Below are 17323 nucleotides of genomic sequence, written 5' to 3'. Positions count from 1 at the left end.
CCGGGTCGTGAGTACTGCTCCTCGGAGCGTGGAAAACGAACCGGATGAATTCCGGGTACTGGGCGCGCTGTTGGGTGTCTGAAGGTATGGCCGCAGGGCTGCCTTCAAACGCCGGCCCCAGTGAACTCGCCTACAAGGGTGAGGTGATGGGTGGCTGGTCGTTGCTTGAGAACTGCACAGTGGACGCGAGCATCTGTGGCCAAGTTTTTAAGGGCGCACGGTGGATGCCTTGGCACCAGGAACCGATGAAGGACGTGGGAGGCCACGATAGGCCCCGGGGAGCTGTCAACCGAGCTTTGATCCGGGGGTGTCCGAATGGGGAAACCCGGCAGTCGTCATGGGCTGTCACCCGCTGCTGAACACATAGGCAGTGTGGAGGGAACGAGGGGAAGTGAAACATCTCAGTACCCTCAGGAAGAGAAAACAACCGTGATTCCGGGAGTAGTGGCGAGCGAAACTGGATGAGGCCAAACCGTATGCGTGTGATACCCGGCAGGGGTTGCGCATGCGGGGTTGTGGGATCTCTCTTTCACGGTCTGCCGGCCGTGAGACGAGTCAGAAACCGTTGATGTAGGCGAAGGACATGCGAAAGGTCCGGCGTAGAGGGTAAGACCCCCGTAGCTGAAACATTGACGGCTCGTTTGAGAGACACCCAAGTAGCACGGGGCCCGAGAAATCCCGTGTGAATCTGGCGGGACCACCCGCTAAGCCTAAATATTCCCTGGTGACCGATAGCGGATAGTACCGTGAGGGAATGGTGAAAAGTACCGCGGGAGCGGAGTGAAATAGTACCTGAAACCGTGTGCCTACAAGCCGTGGGAGCGTCGCTGTATGTGCTTGCACATGCAGTCGTGACTGCGTGCCTTTTGAAGAATGAGCCTGCGAGTTTGCGGTGTGTTGCGAGGTTAACCCGTGTGGGGAAGCCGTAGCGAAAGCGAGTCCGAACAGGGCGTTTCAGTAGCACGCTCAAGACCCGAAGCGGAGTGATCTAGCCATGGGCAGGTTGAAGCGGAGGTAAGACTTCGTGGAGGACCGAACCCACCAGGGTTGAAAACCTGGGGGATGACCTGTGGTTAGGGGTGAAAGGCCAATCAAACTCCGTGATAGCTGGTTCTCCCCGAAATGCATTTAGGTGCAGCGTCGTGTGTTTCTTGCCGGAGGTAGAGCACTGGATAGGCGATGGGCCCTACCGGGTTACTGACCTTAGCCAAACTCCGAATGCCGGTAAGTGAGAGCACGGCAGTGAGACTGTGGGGGATAAGCTCCATGGTCGAGAGGGAAACAGCCCAGAGCATCGACTAAGGCCCCTAAGCGTACGCTAAGTGGGAAAGGATGTGGAGTCGCAGAGACAACCAGGAGGTTGGCTTAGAAGCAGCCACCCTTGAAAGAGTGCGTAATAGCTCACTGGTCAAGTGATTCCGCGCCGACAATGTAGCGGGGCTCAAGCGTACCGCCGAAGTCGTGTCATTCGTACATGTATCCCCAACGGGAGTACGGATGGGTAGGGGAGCGTCGTGTGCCGGGTGAAGCAGCCGCGGAAGCGAGTTGTGGACGGTTCACGAGTGAGAATGCAGGCATGAGTAGCGATACACACGTGAGAAACGTGTGCGCCGATTGACTAAGGGTTCCTGGGTCAAGCTGATCTGCCCAGGGTAAGTCGGGACCTAAGGCGAGGCCGACAGGCGTAGTCGATGGACAACCGGTTGATATTCCGGTACCCGCTTTGAAACGCCCAGTACTGAGCCCATTAATGCTAAGTCCGTGAAGCCGGCCCGATCTCTTCGGAGTTGAGGGTAGTGGTGGAGCCGATGAACCAAGGTGGTAGTAGGTAAGCGATGGGGTGACGCAGGAAGGTAGTCCAGCCCGGGCGGTGGTTGTCCCGGGGTAAGGGTGTAGGACGCACGGTAGGTAAATCCGTCGTGCACATAGTCTGAGACCTGATGCCGAGCCGATTGTGGTGAAGTGGATGATCCTATGCTGTCGAGAAAAGCCTCTAGCGAGTTTCATGGCGGCCCGTACCCTAAACCGACTCAGGTGGTCAGGTAGAGAATACCGAGGCGTTCGGGTGAACTATGGTTAAGGAACTCGGCAAAATGCCCCCGTAACTTCGGGAGAAGGGGGGCCATCACTGGTGAGGAGACTTGCTCTCCGAGCTGGGGGTGGCCGCAGAGACCAGCGAGAAGCGACTGTTTACTAAAAACACAGGTCCGTGCGAAGCCGTAAGGCGATGTATACGGACTGACGCCTGCCCGGTGCTGGAACGTTAAGGGGACCGGTTAGCTGACTTTCGGGTCGGCGAAGCTGAGAACTTAAGCGCCAGTAAACGGCGGTGGTAACTATAACCATCCTAAGGTAGCGAAATTCCTTGTCGGGTAAGTTCCGACCTGCACGAATGGCGTAACGACTTCTCGACTGTCTCAACCATAGGCCCGGTGAAATTGCACTACGAGTAAAGATGCTCGTTTCGCGCAGCAGGACGGAAAGACCCCGGGACCTTTACTACAGTTTGATATTGGTGTTCGGTTCGGCTTGTGTAGGATAGGTGGGAGACTTTGAAGCGGCCACGCCAGTGGTTGTGGAGTCGTCGTTGAAATACCACTCTGGTCGTGCTGGATGTCTAACCTGGGTCCGTGATCCGGATCAGGGACAGTGTCTGATGGGTAGTTTAACTGGGGCGGTTGCCTCCTAAAGAGTAACGGAGGCGCCCAAAGGTTCCCTCAGCCTGGTTGGCAATCAGGTGTTGAGTGTAAGTGCACAAGGGAGCTTGACTGTGAGACCGACGGGTCGAGCAGGGACGAAAGTCGGGACTAGTGATCCGGCAGTGGCTTGTGGAAGCGCTGTCGCTCAACGGATAAAAGGTACCCCGGGGATAACAGGCTGATCTTCCCCAAGAGTCCATATCGACGGGATGGTTTGGCACCTCGATGTCGGCTCGTCGCATCCTGGGGCTGGAGTCGGTCCCAAGGGTTGGGCTGTTCGCCCATTAAAGCGGTACGCGAGCTGGGTTTAGAACGTCGTGAGACAGTTCGGTCCCTATCCGCTGTGCGCGTAGGAATATTGAGAAGGGCTGTCCCTAGTACGAGAGGACCGGGACGGACGAACCTCTGGTGTGCCAGTTGTTCTGCCAAGGGCATGGCTGGTTGGCTACGTTCGGAAAGGATAACCGCTGAAAGCATCTAAGCGGGAAGCCTGCTTCGAGATGAGTATTCCCACCCCCTTCGAGGGGTTAAGGCTCCCAGTAGACGACTGGGTTGATAGGCCAGATGTGGAAGCCCGGTAACGGGTGGAGCTGACTGGTACTAATAGGCCGAGGGCTTGTCCTCAGTTGCTCGCGTCCACTGTGTTGTTCCCGGGTTGCGAACAGTCGCACCGGTTGAACAGCTTCACTACTTAATTGAAAAGTGTGCTTGTTCGCTAAGTGCCGATATCCCGCTCTGCGGGGTGGCCCGATAGTGTTTCGGTGGTCATTGCGTTAGGGAAACGCCCGGTTACATTCCGAACCCGGAAGCTAAGCCTTTCAGCGCCGATGGTACTGCAGGGGGGACCCTGTGGGAGAGTAGGACGCCGCCGAACAATCTTTCAAGGACCCTTGGTCCCAGCGTTCACGCTGGGACCAAGGGTCCTTTTGTTTTGTCGAAGCGCGTCGGATGTCCGGCTGCGCCAGAATGTCTTGTAGTACCCGATGACAGGAGTCACACCGATGTCCACCAACTCTCCCGACGATCGTTCGGAGCGCGAGCCGCGTCGCCGGGACGGTGGTGACCGGGGCGGCTTCAGCGGCCGTCGTGACGACCGTGACCGGGATCGTGGCCCGCGTCGTGACAACGACCGCGGTGGTTACCGGCGCGACGACAGCCGGCCCACTGGCGGAAGCGGTGGCGGTGGCTTCCGCCGCGATGATCGCGACAGTGACCGGGGACCGCGTCGCGATGACAACCGCGGCGGCGGTTCCGGTGGCGGTTTCCGTCGTGATGACAGCCGTGGCGGGGGCTCCGGTGGTGGCTTCCGTCGTGATGACAGCCGTGGCGGGGGCTCCGGTGGTGGCTTCCGGCGCGAGGACAGCCGTGGTGGTTCCGGTGGCGGGTTCCGTCGGGATGACCGTGACCGGGATCGTGGGCCGCGTCGGGACGACGAGCGTGGTGGGTTCCGTGGGCCGCGTCGTGATGATGACCGTGGTGGGCGTCCTTCGGGTGGGTTCGAGCGGCGTGATGACCGGCCGCGTGGGCCCCGTCGTGATGACGACAGCCGTGGTGGCGGTTTCCGTCGTGATGACAGCCGTGGCGGGGGCTCCGGTGGCGGGTTCCGTCGTGATGACAGCCGTGGCGGGGGCTCCGGTGGCGGGTTCCGTCGTGATGACAGCCGTGGCGGGGGCTCCGGTGGCGGGTTCCGTCGTGATGACAGCCGTGGCGGCGGTTCCGGTGGCGGGTTCCGTCGGGATGATCGTGGGCCGCGTCGTGATGACGAGCGTGGTGGGCGTCCTTCGGGTGGGTTCGAGCGGCGTGATGACCGGCCGCGTGGGCCCCGTCGTGATGACGACAGCCGTGGTGGCGGGTTCCGTCGTGACGACAGTCGTGGCGGGGGCTCCGGTGGTGGCTTCCGGCGCGAGGACAGCCGTGGTGGTTCCGGTGGCGGGTTCCGTCGGGATGATCGTGGGCCGCGTCGTGATGACGAGCGTGGTGGGCGTCCTTCGGGTGGGTTCGAGCGGCGTGATGACCGGCCGCGTGGGCCCCGTCGTGATGACGACAGCCGTGGTGGCGGTTTCCGTCGTGACGACAGTCGTGGCGGGGGCTCCGGTGGTGGCTTCCGGCGCGAGGACAGCCGTGGTGGTTCCGGTGGCGGGTTCCGTCGGGATGATCGTGGGCCGCGTCGTGATGATGACCGTGGTGGGCGTCCTTCGGGTGGGTTCGAGCGGCGTGATGACCGGCCGCGTGGGCCCCGTCGTGATGACGACAGCCGTGGCGGGGGATACCGCGGGCAGCGGGACGATCGTGGGGGCCGTGGTGGCTACCGCGGGCGCGACGACCGTGGTGGGTACGAGCGGCGGGACGACCGGGACCGCGAGCCCATCAAGCGGCTTCCGATTCCCGAGGACGTCACCGGTGACGAGATCGACAAGGATGTGCGGCAGGAGCTGATGAGCCTGCCGAAGACCCTGGCCGAGGATGTCTCACGCAACCTCGTCATGGTGGCGCGGCTGATCGACGAGGACCCGGAGCAGGCGTACGCGTATTCGCGGATCGCGCTTCGGCTGGCCTCGCGGGTCGCTGCGGTGCGCGAGGCGGCCGGCTTTGCCGCGTACGCCACGCAGAAGTACTCGGAGGCGCTGGCGGAGTTCCGGGCTGCCAAGCGGATGACCGGGTCCGTGGAGCTGTGGCCCGTCATGGCCGACTGCGAGCGCGGACTCGGGCGGCCCGAGCGGGCGATGGCCATGGCCGGCGAGCCCGAGGTGCAGAAGCTCGACAAGGCCGGGCAGGTCGAGATGCGTCTGGTGGCCGCCGGGGCTCGTAGGGACATGGGGCAGCTCGACGCGGCCATCGTCACGCTGCAGAGCTCCGAGCTCGCGTCGAACGCCGTGCACCCGTGGACGGCCCGGCTGCGCTACGCGTACGCCGACGCGCTGCTGGCGGCCGGGCGCGAGGATGAGGCGCGTGAGTGGTTCGGGAAGGCGCTGGAGGCCGACAAGGACGGCTCCACCGATGCGTCCGACCGGCTCGCCGAGCTCGACGGTGTCGAGTTCGTCGATGCCCTCGACGAGGATGAGGATGAGGGCGACAACGGCAAGGACGAGGACGGGGACAAGGACCGTACGTCCGAGGCGTAAGGCGTGAAGAAGGGCGGCATCCCGGGAGGGGTGCCGCCCTTTTTTTGTTGCCGAGGGTCAGTCGAGGTCGAGGCTGCGCAGGACCAGGCCGGTGGCCGGTTTGGGGCCGAAGGAGGTCGACTTGCGGGGCATGGTGACGCCCTGTCGGGCGAGGTCCCGGACGACTTCCTCGCGTACCGGATGCATCAGGACCGCCGTCGCGTCGTGGCGCTCGGCCTGTTCCACGGCGGCTGCGGTGTCGTGGATGTACGCGATGTGCTCCGGGGCGTCGGGGATCTTCCAGACGTGGTCGAGCAGGGCCGCGTGCAGGACCGTCGCGTCGAGGGTCTGCCAGGCGGCCGGCCGGTCGGCGGGAATCGTGCGGGACAGCAGACCGGGGTCGGGGCGGTCGATGAGATGGAAGCCGCCGTCGCCCGCGAGCAGGAACGCGTTGCCTTCGGCGGCCGCCTCGGCGAGTGCGTCCAGGGCTCGGGGGAGCGGTACGTCCAGGTCGCGGATGCGGAAGAGGCCGTTCAGCGCGGCGAGCGCGTCGGCGACCGGGAGACGGTGCAGCAGCCGGTGTATGGCCCGGACCCGGAGCGGGTAGCGGGCCGTGTCGACGAGGAGGACCAGGCCGAAGTCCCAGGGGCCGGGAGTGGTGTGCTCCTGCTGGAGGCGGAGATAGGTGGCCCAGCGGTGGTGGCCGTCGGCGATCAGGGCCTGGTGGCGGGCGAGATCGGTCTCGATCTCGGCGCGGTCGGCCGGGTCGGTGACCGCCCAGAGCCGGTGGCGGTAGCCGTCCTCGGTGGTGGTCGCCAGCAGTGGTGGGCGGTCCGTGGTCCGCTCGATGACGCCGGTCGCGCCCGAGCCGCCGTTGCCGTCGCTGCGGTAGGTGAGCAGCAGGGGTTCGAGGTGGGCGGCAGTGGTGCGCATCAGGTCGGCCCGGTCCTCGACGACATGGGCCATCACGTCCTCGTGCGGCAGGACGATGCCTTCGGCAGGGGCGGAGAGCGCCAGCGCCCCGACGACGCCGCGTTGCAGGATCTCGGCGTTGCGCTGCTCGTAGACGTACAGAGCGGGCTCGCTGTCCGGTGCGAGGACGCCCTCGGCCAGCCAGCGGTGCAGGGTCTGTGCCGCCTGCTCGTGGCGGGCCGCGGCCGTGTCCGCCTGCGGAAGTATCAGCCGGACGATGTTGTGCGGATCCGCCGACTCCAGGTGGTGCAGCCCGTCGGGCCGCACGACGACGTCGTACGGCGGCGAGGTCACCGCGGCAAGACTGCCGACCCGCTCGGGGACGTACCGCAGCCCACGGAACGGGATCAGACGCAGTCCCTGGCCGGCCGGACCTGATGTGTTCATTTCTGCATCGTATGTGCGTGGCCGCGATGCGCGATGATCGGGACAGAAGCATGGAGCGAGGAGCGCAAAGAATGAGTCAGGCGAGCAGGACCAGGCCCAGCGGCAGCAGCACCGCGTTGAACGAGGCCTACGACACGGCGCTGCTCGATCTCGACGGAGTGGTGTACGCGGGCGGTCACGCGATCGTCCATGCCGTGGACTCGCTGGGGGTGGCGCGGGACGGCGGGATGCACCTGGCGTACGTGACCAACAACGCCCTGCGGACGCCAGCCGCGGTGGCCGGGCACCTGACCGAACTCGGCGTTCCGGCGGAGCCCGCCGATGTGATCACCTCGGCGCAGGCGGTGGCCCGGTTGATGGCCGACCAGCTGCCCGCCGGGGCCCGGGTGCTGGTCGTGGGCGGTGAGGGGCTGCGGGTCGCGCTGCGGGAGCGCGGTCTGGTGCCGGTGGAATCGGCGGACGACGAGCCGGTCGCGGTGGCGCAGGGGTACGGCGGACCCGACATGGCCTGGGGGCGGTTCGCCGAGGCCGCGTACGCGATCGCGCGCGGGGTGCCGTGGTTCGCGTCCAACACGGACCTGACGATTCCGAGCGCCCGGGGAATCGCACCGGGGAACGGCGCGGCGGTGGAGGTCGTACGGATCGCCACCGGGGCCGAGCCACAGGTGGCCGGAAAGCCGCTGCCGCCGATGCACCGGGAGACGGTGCTGCGGACCGGGGCCGAGCGCCCGTTGGTGGTCGGCGACCGGCTGGACACGGACATCGAGGGCGCGTTCAACGGTGGTGTGGACTCCCTGCTGGTGCTCACCGGGGTGACGGACGCGGCGCAGTTGGTGGCCGCCGGGCCGAAGCACCGGCCGACGTATGTGGACGCGGATCTGCGGGGGCTGCTGACCGGGCAGCCCGAGGTGACGGCGAGCGGCGACGGCTTCGTCTGCGGGGGCTGGACGGCGTCGGTGCGCGGGGACGAGCTGGTGCTGGAGGGGGACGGGGACGTGCTCGACGGGCTGCGGGCGCTCTGCGGGGCGGCCTGGTCGTACGCCGGTGACGGTTCGTGCGGGCTGGACGCGGGCAAGGCGGTCGCCAGGCTCGGGCTGTAGCGGGAAGGCTCCCGGCGACACGAGCGTAGAGGAGGGTAGGCTAACCTAACTTTGTCTTGCTCGGTGTGTCGTCGTCCCGCACCCGATCACCTCCGACTCCGGGAGTACGACCATGCAGCGCCTCACCGCGGACTCGGTGACCCTCGGCTACGACCGGCGGATCATCGCGGAGAATCTCTCGGTCGAGATACCCGACAACTCGTTCACGGTGATCGTCGGCCCCAACGCCTGTGGCAAGTCGACCCTGTTGCGGGCGCTCTCGCGGATGCTGAAGCCGGACACCGGGCGAGTGCTCCTGGACGGGCAGACGATCCACGGGATGCCGGCGAAGAAGGTCGCCAAGACGCTGGGGCTGCTGCCGCAGTCCTCCATCGCGCCGGACGGCATCACCGTCGCCGATCTCGTCGGGCGCGGCCGGTATCCGCACCAGGGGCTGCTGCGCCAGTGGTCGCCGGACGACGAACGCATTGTCGAGGAATCGATGGCGGCGACCGGGGTCGGCGCGCTCGCCGATCGTTATGTCGATGAATTGTCCGGCGGGCAGCGGCAACGTGTCTGGATCGCGATGGCCCTCGCGCAGCAGACGCCGCTGCTGCTGCTCGACGAGCCGACGACGTATCTCGACATCCAGCACCAGATCGATGTCCTCGACCTCTGTGCGGAGCTGCACGAGGCGCAGGGGCGCACCCTGGTGGCCGTCCTGCACGATCTGAATCACGCCGCGCGGTACGCCACCCACCTCATCGCGATGCGGGAGGGCGAGGTGATCGCCGAGGGGGCACCGGGCGAGGTCGTCACCGCGGAACTTGTGGAGCGGGTCTTCGGGCTGCGCTGCCAGGTCATCGACGACCCGGAGACCGGGACCCCGCTGGTGGTACCGGCCGCGCGCAAGCCGCGCGGCGACGGGACGGGCGTGCGGGGCAAGGCGTCCGCAGGGGCGGCGGCCGGGGGCTGACGCGGCGGTCGGCGGAAGGCCGGCCCGGCCCGTCTACAGCAGCGACCGGAGTCTCAGCAGGTCGCGGAAGCCGGCCTCCAGCCGGACCCGGCCCGAGCCCCATGCCTTGGCGAAGTTCAGGTCGCCGTCCACCATGGCCACGAGGTCGTCGCCGGTCATCGCGAGCCGGATCTCGGCCTTCTCGCGGGGCGGTCCTTCGACCGTGTCCAGGACCTGGATCCGGCCATCGGTCAGCCGACCGGTGAAGGTGATGTCGAGGTCCTTGATGTGGCAGCTCAGCGAGCGGTCGAGGGCAGCCGCGCCGCGCACGTCGCCGTCGGCCCCCGCGAGGTTGTCGGAAAGTCTGTCGAGTGCGCTGCGGCACTCTGCCATGGTCGCCATTGTGATCGACGGTACCGCAGCCCTTCGCGGTAGCGTTTCCCGCATGTGCGACTCGATGCCGGAACCGGGGACGGCCGCCGGAACAGTGCCCGGGGGCGAGGCGGAGGACCCGTCCGGCGAGGGCACGGCCCCGGCCGCCGGGGCCCTGCTCGGCCCTGTCGCGCCCGCGCCCCTCGGCGTCGCACGCACCCCCACCGGCGACGCCGGGGTGGACGCGGAGCTGGAGCGTCTCGCCGATGCGGACCACCTCCCGGCGGACGGACACATCGAGGTGTACGAGGATGTACACCGTGGGCTGCGCGACACGCTGACCGCGCTGGACGCCAGGCCCGCACCCGCACCGGTACCCGCACCGATGCCCTCGTACGACAACAGGAGCTGAACCGAACGTGGCAGGAGTGGCACGTCGCCGCCTCGACGCCGAGCTGGTACGCCGTAAGCTCGCCCGCTCGCGCGAGCATGCGAGCCAGCTGATCGCCGCAGGGCGGGTGACCGTCGGCGGGAACACCGCGACCAAACCCGCCACCCAGGTCGAGACCAGCGCCGCCGTCGTCGTGATCAAGGACGACAGCGACCCCGAGTACGTCTCGCGCGGCGGGCACAAGCTCGCGGGCGCCCTCGCCGCCTTCGTACCCCTCGGGCTGAAGGTCGAGGGGAGGCGGGCGCTGGACGCCGGGGCGTCGACCGGTGGTTTCACCGATGTACTCCTGCGGGCCGGCGCCGGACATGTCGTCGCCGTCGACGTCGGCTACGGGCAGCTCGCCTGGTCGCTCCAGTCCGATGAGCGCGTCACCGTCAAGGACCGCACCAACGTGCGGGAGTTGACGCCGGAGGCGATCGACGGGCAGCCGGTGGACCTGGTGGTCGGCGATCTGTCCTTCATCCCGCTGGGTCTCGTCCTGCCCGCCCTGGCGGGCTGCGCCGCCCCCGACGCGGACCTGGTCCTCATGGTCAAGCCGCAGTTCGAGGTCGGCAAGGAGCGGCTGGGCAGCGGCGGTGTGGTGCGCAGCCCCGAGCTGCGGGCCGAAGCGGTACGGGAGGTGGCACGCCGGGCCTGGGCGCTGGGGCTCGGGGTGCGGGGGGTGACGGCGAGCCCGCTGCCGGGGCCCTCGGGAAATGTCGAGTACTTTCTCTGGCTGCGGGCAGGAGCACCTGAGCTGGATCCCGCGGATGTCGACCGTGCAGTGGCGGAGGGGCCCCGTTGACGACGAATGCGGCACGAACTGTCTTTCTTCTGGCGCACACCGGCCGCCCGGCCGCGATCCGCAGTGCCGAACTGGTCGTACAGGGGCTGCTGCGCAGCGGACTCGGCGTACGGGTGCTGGCCACCGAGGCGGCCGATCTGCCGCTGCCGCCGTCCGTCGAGACGGTCACGGACACCACGCCCAAGGCCGTGGACGGCTGTGAACTGCTGATCGTGCTCGGCGGGGACGGGACGCTGCTGCGCGGCGCGGAATTCTCCCGCGCCTCCGGGGTACCGATGCTCGGCGTCAACCTCGGCCGGGTCGGCTTCCTCGCCGAGGCCGAGCGGGACGACCTGGACAAGGTCGTCGACCGGGTCGTCACCCGGGCCTACCAGGTCGAGGAACGCATGACCCTCGACGTCCTGGTGCACAGCAACGGCGACGTCGTCCACACCGACTGGGCGCTCAACGAAGCGGCCGTGCAGAAGGTGTCGCCCGAGCGGATGCTGGAGGTCGTCCTGGAGATCGACGGCCGTCCCGTGACCGGGTTCGGCTGCGACGGGATCGTCTGCGCCACCCCGACCGGATCGACCGCCTACGCCTTCTCGGCGGGCGGTCCCGTCGTCTGGCCCGAGGTCGAGGCGCTGCTGATGGTGCCGATCAGCGCCCACGCGCTGTTCGCCAAGCCGCTGGTGACCTCCCCGACGTCCGTGCTCGCCGTCGAGGTCCAGCAGCACACCCCGCACGGCGTGCTGTGGTGCGACGGGCGCAGGACCGTGGAGCTGCCCGCGGGAGCGCGGGTCGAGGTGCGGCGCGGCGCGGTGCCCGTACGGCTGGCGCGGCTGCACCACGCCTCGTTCACGGACCGGCTGGTCGCGAAATTCGCCCTGCCGGTCTCGGGGTGGCGGGGCGCACCGCACTGACCGTCGGACATTCCCCCGGAGGTGCTGCGAATGCTTCGTGATACACGGGAGAGTGAGCCCCGGGAGGCGGGGTCCGTCGCACATCGGCGCCCGGACCTCGTAAGGTCGTGTCCGTGTTGGAGGAGATGCGGATACGGTCGCTCGGGGTCATCGACGACGCGGTGGTGGAGCTGTCACCCGGCTTCACCGCGGTGACGGGTGAGACCGGCGCGGGCAAGACCATGGTCGTCACCAGCCTGGGGCTGCTGCTCGGCGGGCGTGCCGACCCCGCCCTGGTACGGATCGGGGCCAAGGCCGCCGTCGTCGAGGGGCGGATCACGGTGTCCGACGGCGACACCGTCGCCCTGCGGGCCGAGGAGGCCGGGGCCGAGATCGAGGACGGCGCGCTGCTGATCAGCCGTACCGTCTCCGCGGAGGGGCGCTCCCGGGCGCATCTCGGCGGCCGGTCCGTGCCGGTCGGGGTGCTCGCCGAACTCGCCGCCGAACTCGTCGCCGTGCACGGCCAGACCGACCAGCAGGGACTGCTCAAGCCCGCCCGGCAGCGGCAGGCGCTCGACCGGTTCGCCGGCGACGGTGTCTCCGGGCCGCACGCCGAGTACGCGGCGGCGTACCGGCGGCTGCGGGCCGTCGTCACGGAGCTCGACGAGCTGACGACGCGGGCCCGTGAACGCGCCCAGGAAGCCGATCTGCTGCGCTTCGGGCTGGGCGAGATCGCCGCGGTCGAACCACTGGCCGGTGAGGACGTCGACCTCGCCGCCGAGGCCGAGCGGCTCGGCCACGCGGAAGCGCTCTCCTCCGCCGCGGCCCTCGCGCACACCGCGCTCGCGGGCAATCCGGAGGACCCGGAGGGCGTCGACGCGACGACCGTGGTCGCCGCCGCCGGACGGTCCCTGGACACCGTGCGCGCCCACGATCCGGCACTGGCGGCGCTCGCCGACCGGATCGGCGAGATCTCGATCCTGCTCTCCGATGTGGCGGGCGAACTGGCCGGGTACGCAGACCAGTTGGACGCCGATCCGCTGCGGCTGGCCGCGGTGGAGGAGCGGCGCGCCGCGCTCACCGCGCTCACCCGGAAGTACGGCGAGGACATCGGCGCCGTGCTCGCCTGGGCCCAGGAGGGCGCCGCCCGGCTCACCGAGCTGGAGGGCGACGACGACCGGATCGGCGAGCTGACCCTCGAACGCGATGCGCTGCGGGCCGAACTCTCCGGCCTCGGGCAGGCGTTGACCGATGCGCGCAACCGGGCGGCCGCGCTCTTCGCCGAAGCGGTGACCGCGGAGCTGGCCTCGCTGGCCATGCCGCACGCCCGGGTCTCCTTCGACATCCGGCAGACCGAGGCGGCCGACGAGGCGTCCGGCATCGAGATCGACGGGCGGAGCGTGGTCTACGGGCCGTCCGGCGCCGACGAGGTCGAGCTGCTGCTGGCCCCGCACCCCGGCGCCCAGCCGCGGCCGATCGCCAAGGGGGCGTCGGGCGGTGAGCTGTCCCGGGTGATGCTGGCCGTCGAGGTGGTCTTCGCGGGCGCCGACCCCGTACCCACGTACCTCTTCGACGAGGTCGACGCGGGCGTCGGCGGCAAGGCCGCGGTCGAGGTCGGACGCCGCCTCGCGAAGCTCGCCAGGTCCGCTCAGGTCGTCGTCGTCACACACCTGCCGCAGGTGGCGGCCTTCGCGGACCGGCAACTGCTGGTCGAGAAGACGGTGGACGGGTCGGTGACCAGCAGCGGGGTCACGGTCCTGGAGGGCGAGGACCGGGTGCGGGAGCTGTCCCGGATGCTCGCGGGCCAGGAGGACTCCCAGACGGCACGGGCCCATGCGGAGGAGCTGCTGGCCGCGGCGCGGGCGGACGGGTAGGCGGGCCCGGCTGCCGGACCGTTCGGCGCTCCGGCCCGCCGGGTGGCCCCGGCGGGCCGCTGCGTAGTGTGGCGCGCATGGGAGCAGCGTTCAGCAGGGCCGTGATGTCCGGTGCCGTCGCCGCCGCCGTCGCGGGGGGTGTGTACCGGGCGCTGCGGGCCCGGCCGCGCACGCTCCGGCAGCGGACCAACTACGCGGGCCGTACCGTCGATCTGTACGCGGGCCCGGCCGCCGCCCTCGGCGCCGCGGCCGGAGCGGCCGTCCTCCCGCTGCCGGCCCGTACCCGGTGCGCCGCCACGCTGGCCGTACTGGCGGCCGGTGGCTGCGGTGCGTACGACGACCTCGCCGGTGCGGACGATCCGCGCCGCGGGTTCCGCGCGCACCTGGGTGCGCTGCGGGACGGCGAGGTGACCAGCGGCGCGGTGAAGCTCTTCGGGATCGGGGCCGCAGGGCTGGCTGCCGGCGCGCTGCTCAAGGAGCGGCCCGTCGACCGGATGCTCGCCGGGGTCGTGATCGCCGGAACCGCGCATCTCGTCAATCTGACGGACGTGCGGCCCGCGACGGCCGCCGCCACGGTGCTCGCCCTCGGGGCCCCCGGCCTGCCGCAGGGCGGGCTCGCCGCCGCGCCGATGGGGGCCGTGGCCGCGCTCGTCGCCGACGATCTGGGGGAGCGGACCATGCTCGGGGACACCGGGGCCCACGCCCTGGGTGCCGCGCTCGGTGTCGCGATCGTCGCGGGCCGCGGCCGGGCCGGACTCGTTGCGCATGCCGCCGGGTTGGTCGCGGCGGCGGTGTACGGGGACCGGATCAGCCGACTCGTCCAGGTGCTGGCGGACCGCTGACGGAGGAAGCCGCAGGGACGGGCGAGTCAGTAGCGCGCCGGTTTCTCACCCGTGCGAGTGGTAGGGCGCGTCCGGTTGTTGCTGTGCGGGCCGGAACGGCGGCCTGATTGTGCCGGAACGTGCGTACGGACTGGCATCCTTGGCGGTGCAATCACCGCCGACTCGGGAGCCCCGGGAGCCATTCAACGTGTCACAGCTGCGTACGGTCCAAGTCCTGGGCGGCGGCAGCGCGGGCAGCAGTGCCCACGTCAGCTCGCTGGCCGCGGGACTCGTGGCGAGAGGCGTGCACGTCACCGTCTGCGCCCCGGCCGAACTGGACCACGCCTACGACTACTCCGGTACGGGAGCCCGTTTCGCCCCCGTGCCGCGGCGCAGTGACCCCGTCTCCGTCGCCGCCCTGCGCACCGCCTGCGCGACGGCGGACGTCGTCCACGCGCACGGACCGCACGCCGCCGTGCGCGCCGCCCTCGCGCTCGGCGGCCGGCGCGTTCCGCTGGTCGTCACCTGGCACGCCCGCGCCCACGCCGAAGGGACCCGCAGTCGGCTGATCCGGCTCATGGAGCGAAGGGCCGCCCGTGCGGCGGCCGTTGTGCTCGGCACGACATCGGACCTGGTCGACCGGGCACGGCGCCGAGGAGCGCGCGACGCGCGGCTCGCACCGGTCTCCGCCCCCGTACCCCGCTTGCCCGACGGCGCCCACGCGGGCAAGGCGCGGGCCGAACTCGGCGTGGTGGAGCGGCCGTTGATCGTCGCCTGCGGGAGTCTCGTACCGCATCACGGATACGGTGCGCTGCTCGACGCCGCGCGGCTGTGGCGCGAGCTCGACCCCGCGCCGCTCCTGGTCATCGTGGGCGAGGGGCGGGAACGGGCCGCTCTGCAGCGCCGGATCAGGAACGAGGAACTGCCCGTCCGGCTCATCGGCGGCCGCGACGACCGCGCCGAACTGCTCGCCGCGGCGGATCTGGCGGTGCTGTCCAGCAGTTGGGAGGCGCGTTCGGTGCAGGCCCAGGAAGCGCTGCGGCTCGGCGTCCCGCTGGTCGCCACCGCGGTCGGCGGGGTGCCTGAACTCGTGGGGGACGCGGCGGAACTCGTGCCGTACGGCAACGCGGAGGCGCTCGCGCGGGCGGTGGCCAGGCTGCTCGGGGACCCGCGGCGGCGCGAGGAGATGGCGGCCGCCGGGCTTGTCCAGGCCGCGAGTTGGCCGACCGAGGACGACACGATCGCCCAGGTGCTCAGTGTGTACGACGAGTTGACCCAGCCGTTGGCGGCACGGGCACGGTGAGCCGCTCGACCGCTCGCCTACGAGGTGTGGCGGCGGGCCCGGAGCGCCAGGCTGAGCGCCAGCACCGCCTGGGGGTCGTCCAGGTCGGTGCCGAGCAGTTCGCCGATGCGGGCCAGCCGGTTGTACAGCGTCTGCCGGTTCAGATGCAGCTCCCGCGCCGTCTCCGCCTTGCGGCCCGCGTGGGCCAGATACGTCTCCAGCGTCGGCAGCAGCGCCGGGCGCGAGGTGCGGTCGTGATCGCGCAGCGGGCCGATCGCCCGGTCCACGAACGCCGCCAGATCCGGGTGGTCCCGCAGCCGCCACAGCAGCAGATCGATGTCGAGGCGCCGGGCGTCGTACCAGGGCCGGTCACTGAGACCGCGCGCGGCCGTCGCCGTCTCGGCAGCGTGCCGCAACCCCGCGCCGGCCGCCGCCCAGCCGCCCGCCACGCCCACCACCACGACCGGCGGATGCGATCCGGCCCGCTCCAGCCCGGCCCGCTCCACACCCGCCCGCAGCGCCGCCGCGACCCGGTCCGCGACCGCCGTGCGCTCCGTCTCGGACCGCAGCCCGAGCAGCACCGGAACCCGGCCCTCCACGGGCCGCACGCCCAGCAGCACCGGCACACCCACCGACGAGAGCTCCTCCAGCACCGCCCGCGCCAGCAACGCCCAGTTCCCGGACACCGAGAGCTCGGGGGCCAGCCGCATCACGACCGGCAGCAGCGGCATCTCGGCGGGCCTGAAGCCCAGCACGCGGGCCTGCGCGGGCGCGTCCTCCGGCGTGATCCGGCCCTCGGCGAGATCCGTCAGGAAGTCGCCCCGGCCGCGGGCCGCGAGCTCCTCCTCCTGGCGGGCCTGCATCAGCACGACGGCGAGAATCCCCGCCGCCCGCTCCGCCGCCATCCGGTGCACGGTCACCAGCGGCCCGGACACGGCCAGCAGCACCAGCCTGGCCCGTACCGAACCCGTGCCCGGGCCGCCGCCCGGCACATCCACCAGCACCGAACCGGTGGGCGGTGCCTCCCGGGCCGCCCGGCCGCCGCGCATCCCGTCCCACACCTGGAGCGGATCGGCGGAGACCGGACCGGACGCGGGGCCCGCCGCGTACAGCAACTGGCCGTCCGCCGTCTCCAGGAAGACCGGGTTGGCCGCGAAGTCCGCCAGGATGCCGAGCACCTGGGGTACCCCGCCACCGCCGAGGAGCGCCTCCGTGCAGCGCCGGTGCACGTCCTCGGCCTGCCGCAGCAGCGCGTAGTGACCGTTGACGATCTCGGTGTGGATCTCCTCGGTCACCGTCACGAACGGCACCTCGCGGTGCAGCTGCACCAGGGGCAGACCCGCGGCGCGGGCGGCGTCCACTATCGACGCCGGCAGTCTGCTGAAGCGCGGCCCGAGCTCCACCACCAGGGCGGCGATCCGGCGGTCGGCGAGCCTGCGGACGAAGGCGCGCTGCTCGGCGGGGCGGGTGCCGAGCCCGAGACCGGTGGTGAGCAGCAGTTCACCGCCCTTGAGCAGCGAAGCGATGTTGGGCACCTCGCCCGCATGCACCCAGCGCACCGTACGGTTCAGCCGGTCCGCGCCGGCCACCACCTCCGGGAGCCCGCCGCGCAGCCCCGGCAGCTCAAGGGCTCGCTGCACGGTGATTCCGCCTTGGGTCTCCACT

The 17323-nt window shown here is 69.8% G+C and carries 13 protein-coding genes and 2 rRNA genes; 12 read left to right on the top strand and 3 right to left on the bottom strand.

Annotated features, from left to right (window positions below; all coding sequences use genetic code 11):
• Nucleotides 1-197 precede the first annotated feature (197 nt).
• The 4 genes from OG978_RS09825 to OG978_RS09810 all read left to right on the top strand — a co-directional run bounded on the left by OG978_RS09825 (nt 198) and on the right by OG978_RS09810 (nt 5821).
• Nucleotides 198-3323: ribosomal RNA gene (locus tag OG978_RS09825) — 23S ribosomal RNA — on the top strand.
• 133 nt (nt 3324-3456) lie between these two features.
• Nucleotides 3457-3573, top strand: a 5S ribosomal RNA gene (gene rrf, locus OG978_RS09820).
• 212 nt (nt 3574-3785) lie between these two features.
• Nucleotides 3786-5135 carry a hypothetical protein gene (locus tag OG978_RS09815; RefSeq protein ID WP_326764826.1) on the top strand — a complete coding sequence of 450 codons (1350 nt, stop codon included), beginning with the start codon at nt 3786-3788 and terminating at the stop codon, nt 5133-5135.
• Nucleotides 5135-5821, top strand: a complete 687-nt coding sequence (locus tag OG978_RS09810; RefSeq protein WP_326764825.1) for a tetratricopeptide repeat protein — start codon at nt 5135-5137, stop codon at nt 5819-5821. Before OG978_RS09815 ends, OG978_RS09810 begins: the two co-directional genes overlap by 1 nt.
• Nucleotides 5822-5878: 57 nt before the next feature.
• On the opposite strand, the gene OG978_RS09805 is transcribed toward OG978_RS09810, so the two are convergent.
• Nucleotides 5879-7159, bottom strand: a complete 1281-nt coding sequence (locus tag OG978_RS09805; RefSeq protein ID WP_326764824.1) for a DUF1015 domain-containing protein — start codon at nt 7157-7159, stop codon at nt 5879-5881.
• Nucleotides 7160-7230: 71 nt separating this feature from the next.
• Here OG978_RS09805 and OG978_RS09800 point away from each other — a divergent pair, with 71 nt between their 5' ends.
• Nucleotides 7231-8259, top strand: a complete 1029-nt coding sequence (locus OG978_RS09800; protein WP_326764823.1) for an HAD hydrolase-like protein — start codon at nt 7231-7233, stop codon at nt 8257-8259.
• A 112-nt stretch (nt 8260-8371) separates the two neighbouring features.
• Complete coding sequence (locus OG978_RS09795; RefSeq protein WP_326764822.1) at nt 8372-9214, top strand: ABC transporter ATP-binding protein; 843 nt, start codon at nt 8372-8374, stop codon at nt 9212-9214.
• 33 nt (nt 9215-9247) lie between these two features.
• Here OG978_RS09795 and OG978_RS09790 read toward each other — a convergent pair whose 3' ends face one another.
• Nucleotides 9248-9595 carry an SCP2 sterol-binding domain-containing protein gene (locus tag OG978_RS09790; RefSeq protein WP_326764821.1) on the bottom strand — a complete coding sequence of 116 codons (348 nt, stop codon included), beginning with the start codon at nt 9593-9595 and terminating at the stop codon, nt 9248-9250.
• A 43-nt stretch (nt 9596-9638) separates the two neighbouring features.
• Between OG978_RS09790 and OG978_RS09785 the strand changes: the two genes are divergently transcribed.
• The 6 genes from OG978_RS09785 (at nt 9639) to OG978_RS09760 (ending at nt 15679) form a co-directional block, all read left to right on the top strand.
• On the top strand, nt 9639-9977 hold the full coding sequence (locus OG978_RS09785; protein ID WP_326764820.1) for a hypothetical protein: 339 nt from the start codon (nt 9639-9641) through the stop codon (nt 9975-9977).
• Nucleotides 9978-9984: 7 nt separating this feature from the next.
• Nucleotides 9985-10800, top strand: coding sequence for a TlyA family RNA methyltransferase (locus tag OG978_RS09780; RefSeq protein ID WP_326764819.1), 816 nt, complete (start codon nt 9985-9987; stop codon nt 10798-10800).
• Nucleotides 10797-11702, top strand: a complete 906-nt coding sequence (locus OG978_RS09775; protein ID WP_326764818.1) for an NAD kinase — start codon at nt 10797-10799, stop codon at nt 11700-11702. Before OG978_RS09780 ends, OG978_RS09775 begins: the two co-directional genes overlap by 4 nt.
• A 107-nt stretch (nt 11703-11809) precedes the next feature.
• Entirely contained in the window at nt 11810-13555 is a 1746-nt protein-coding gene (gene recN / locus OG978_RS09770; RefSeq protein WP_326764817.1) for a DNA repair protein RecN, read from the top strand.
• 77 nt (nt 13556-13632) lie between these two features.
• Entirely contained in the window at nt 13633-14397 is a 765-nt protein-coding gene (locus tag OG978_RS09765; protein WP_326764816.1) for a hypothetical protein, read from the top strand.
• A 187-nt stretch (nt 14398-14584) separates the two neighbouring features.
• Nucleotides 14585-15679, top strand: a complete 1095-nt coding sequence (locus OG978_RS09760) for a glycosyltransferase family 4 protein (RefSeq protein WP_326764815.1) — start codon at nt 14585-14587, stop codon at nt 15677-15679.
• A 17-nt stretch (nt 15680-15696) separates the two neighbouring features.
• Here the strand turns inward: OG978_RS09760 and OG978_RS09755 are convergent, their stop codons facing one another.
• A complete protein-coding gene (locus tag OG978_RS09755) occupies nt 15697-17322 on the bottom strand; it encodes a PucR family transcriptional regulator (protein WP_326764814.1) in 1626 nt (541 codons plus the stop codon).
• Between the last annotated feature and the right edge of the window lies 1 nt (nt 17323).

Origin of the sequence: Streptomyces sp. NBC_01591, from assembly GCF_035918155.1 — a bacterium.
Taxonomy (GTDB): Bacteria; Actinomycetota; Actinomycetes; order Streptomycetales; family Streptomycetaceae; genus Streptomyces.
The sequence above is the reverse complement of the archived record's forward strand: the minus strand, read 5'-3'. Positions and strand labels throughout refer to the sequence as shown.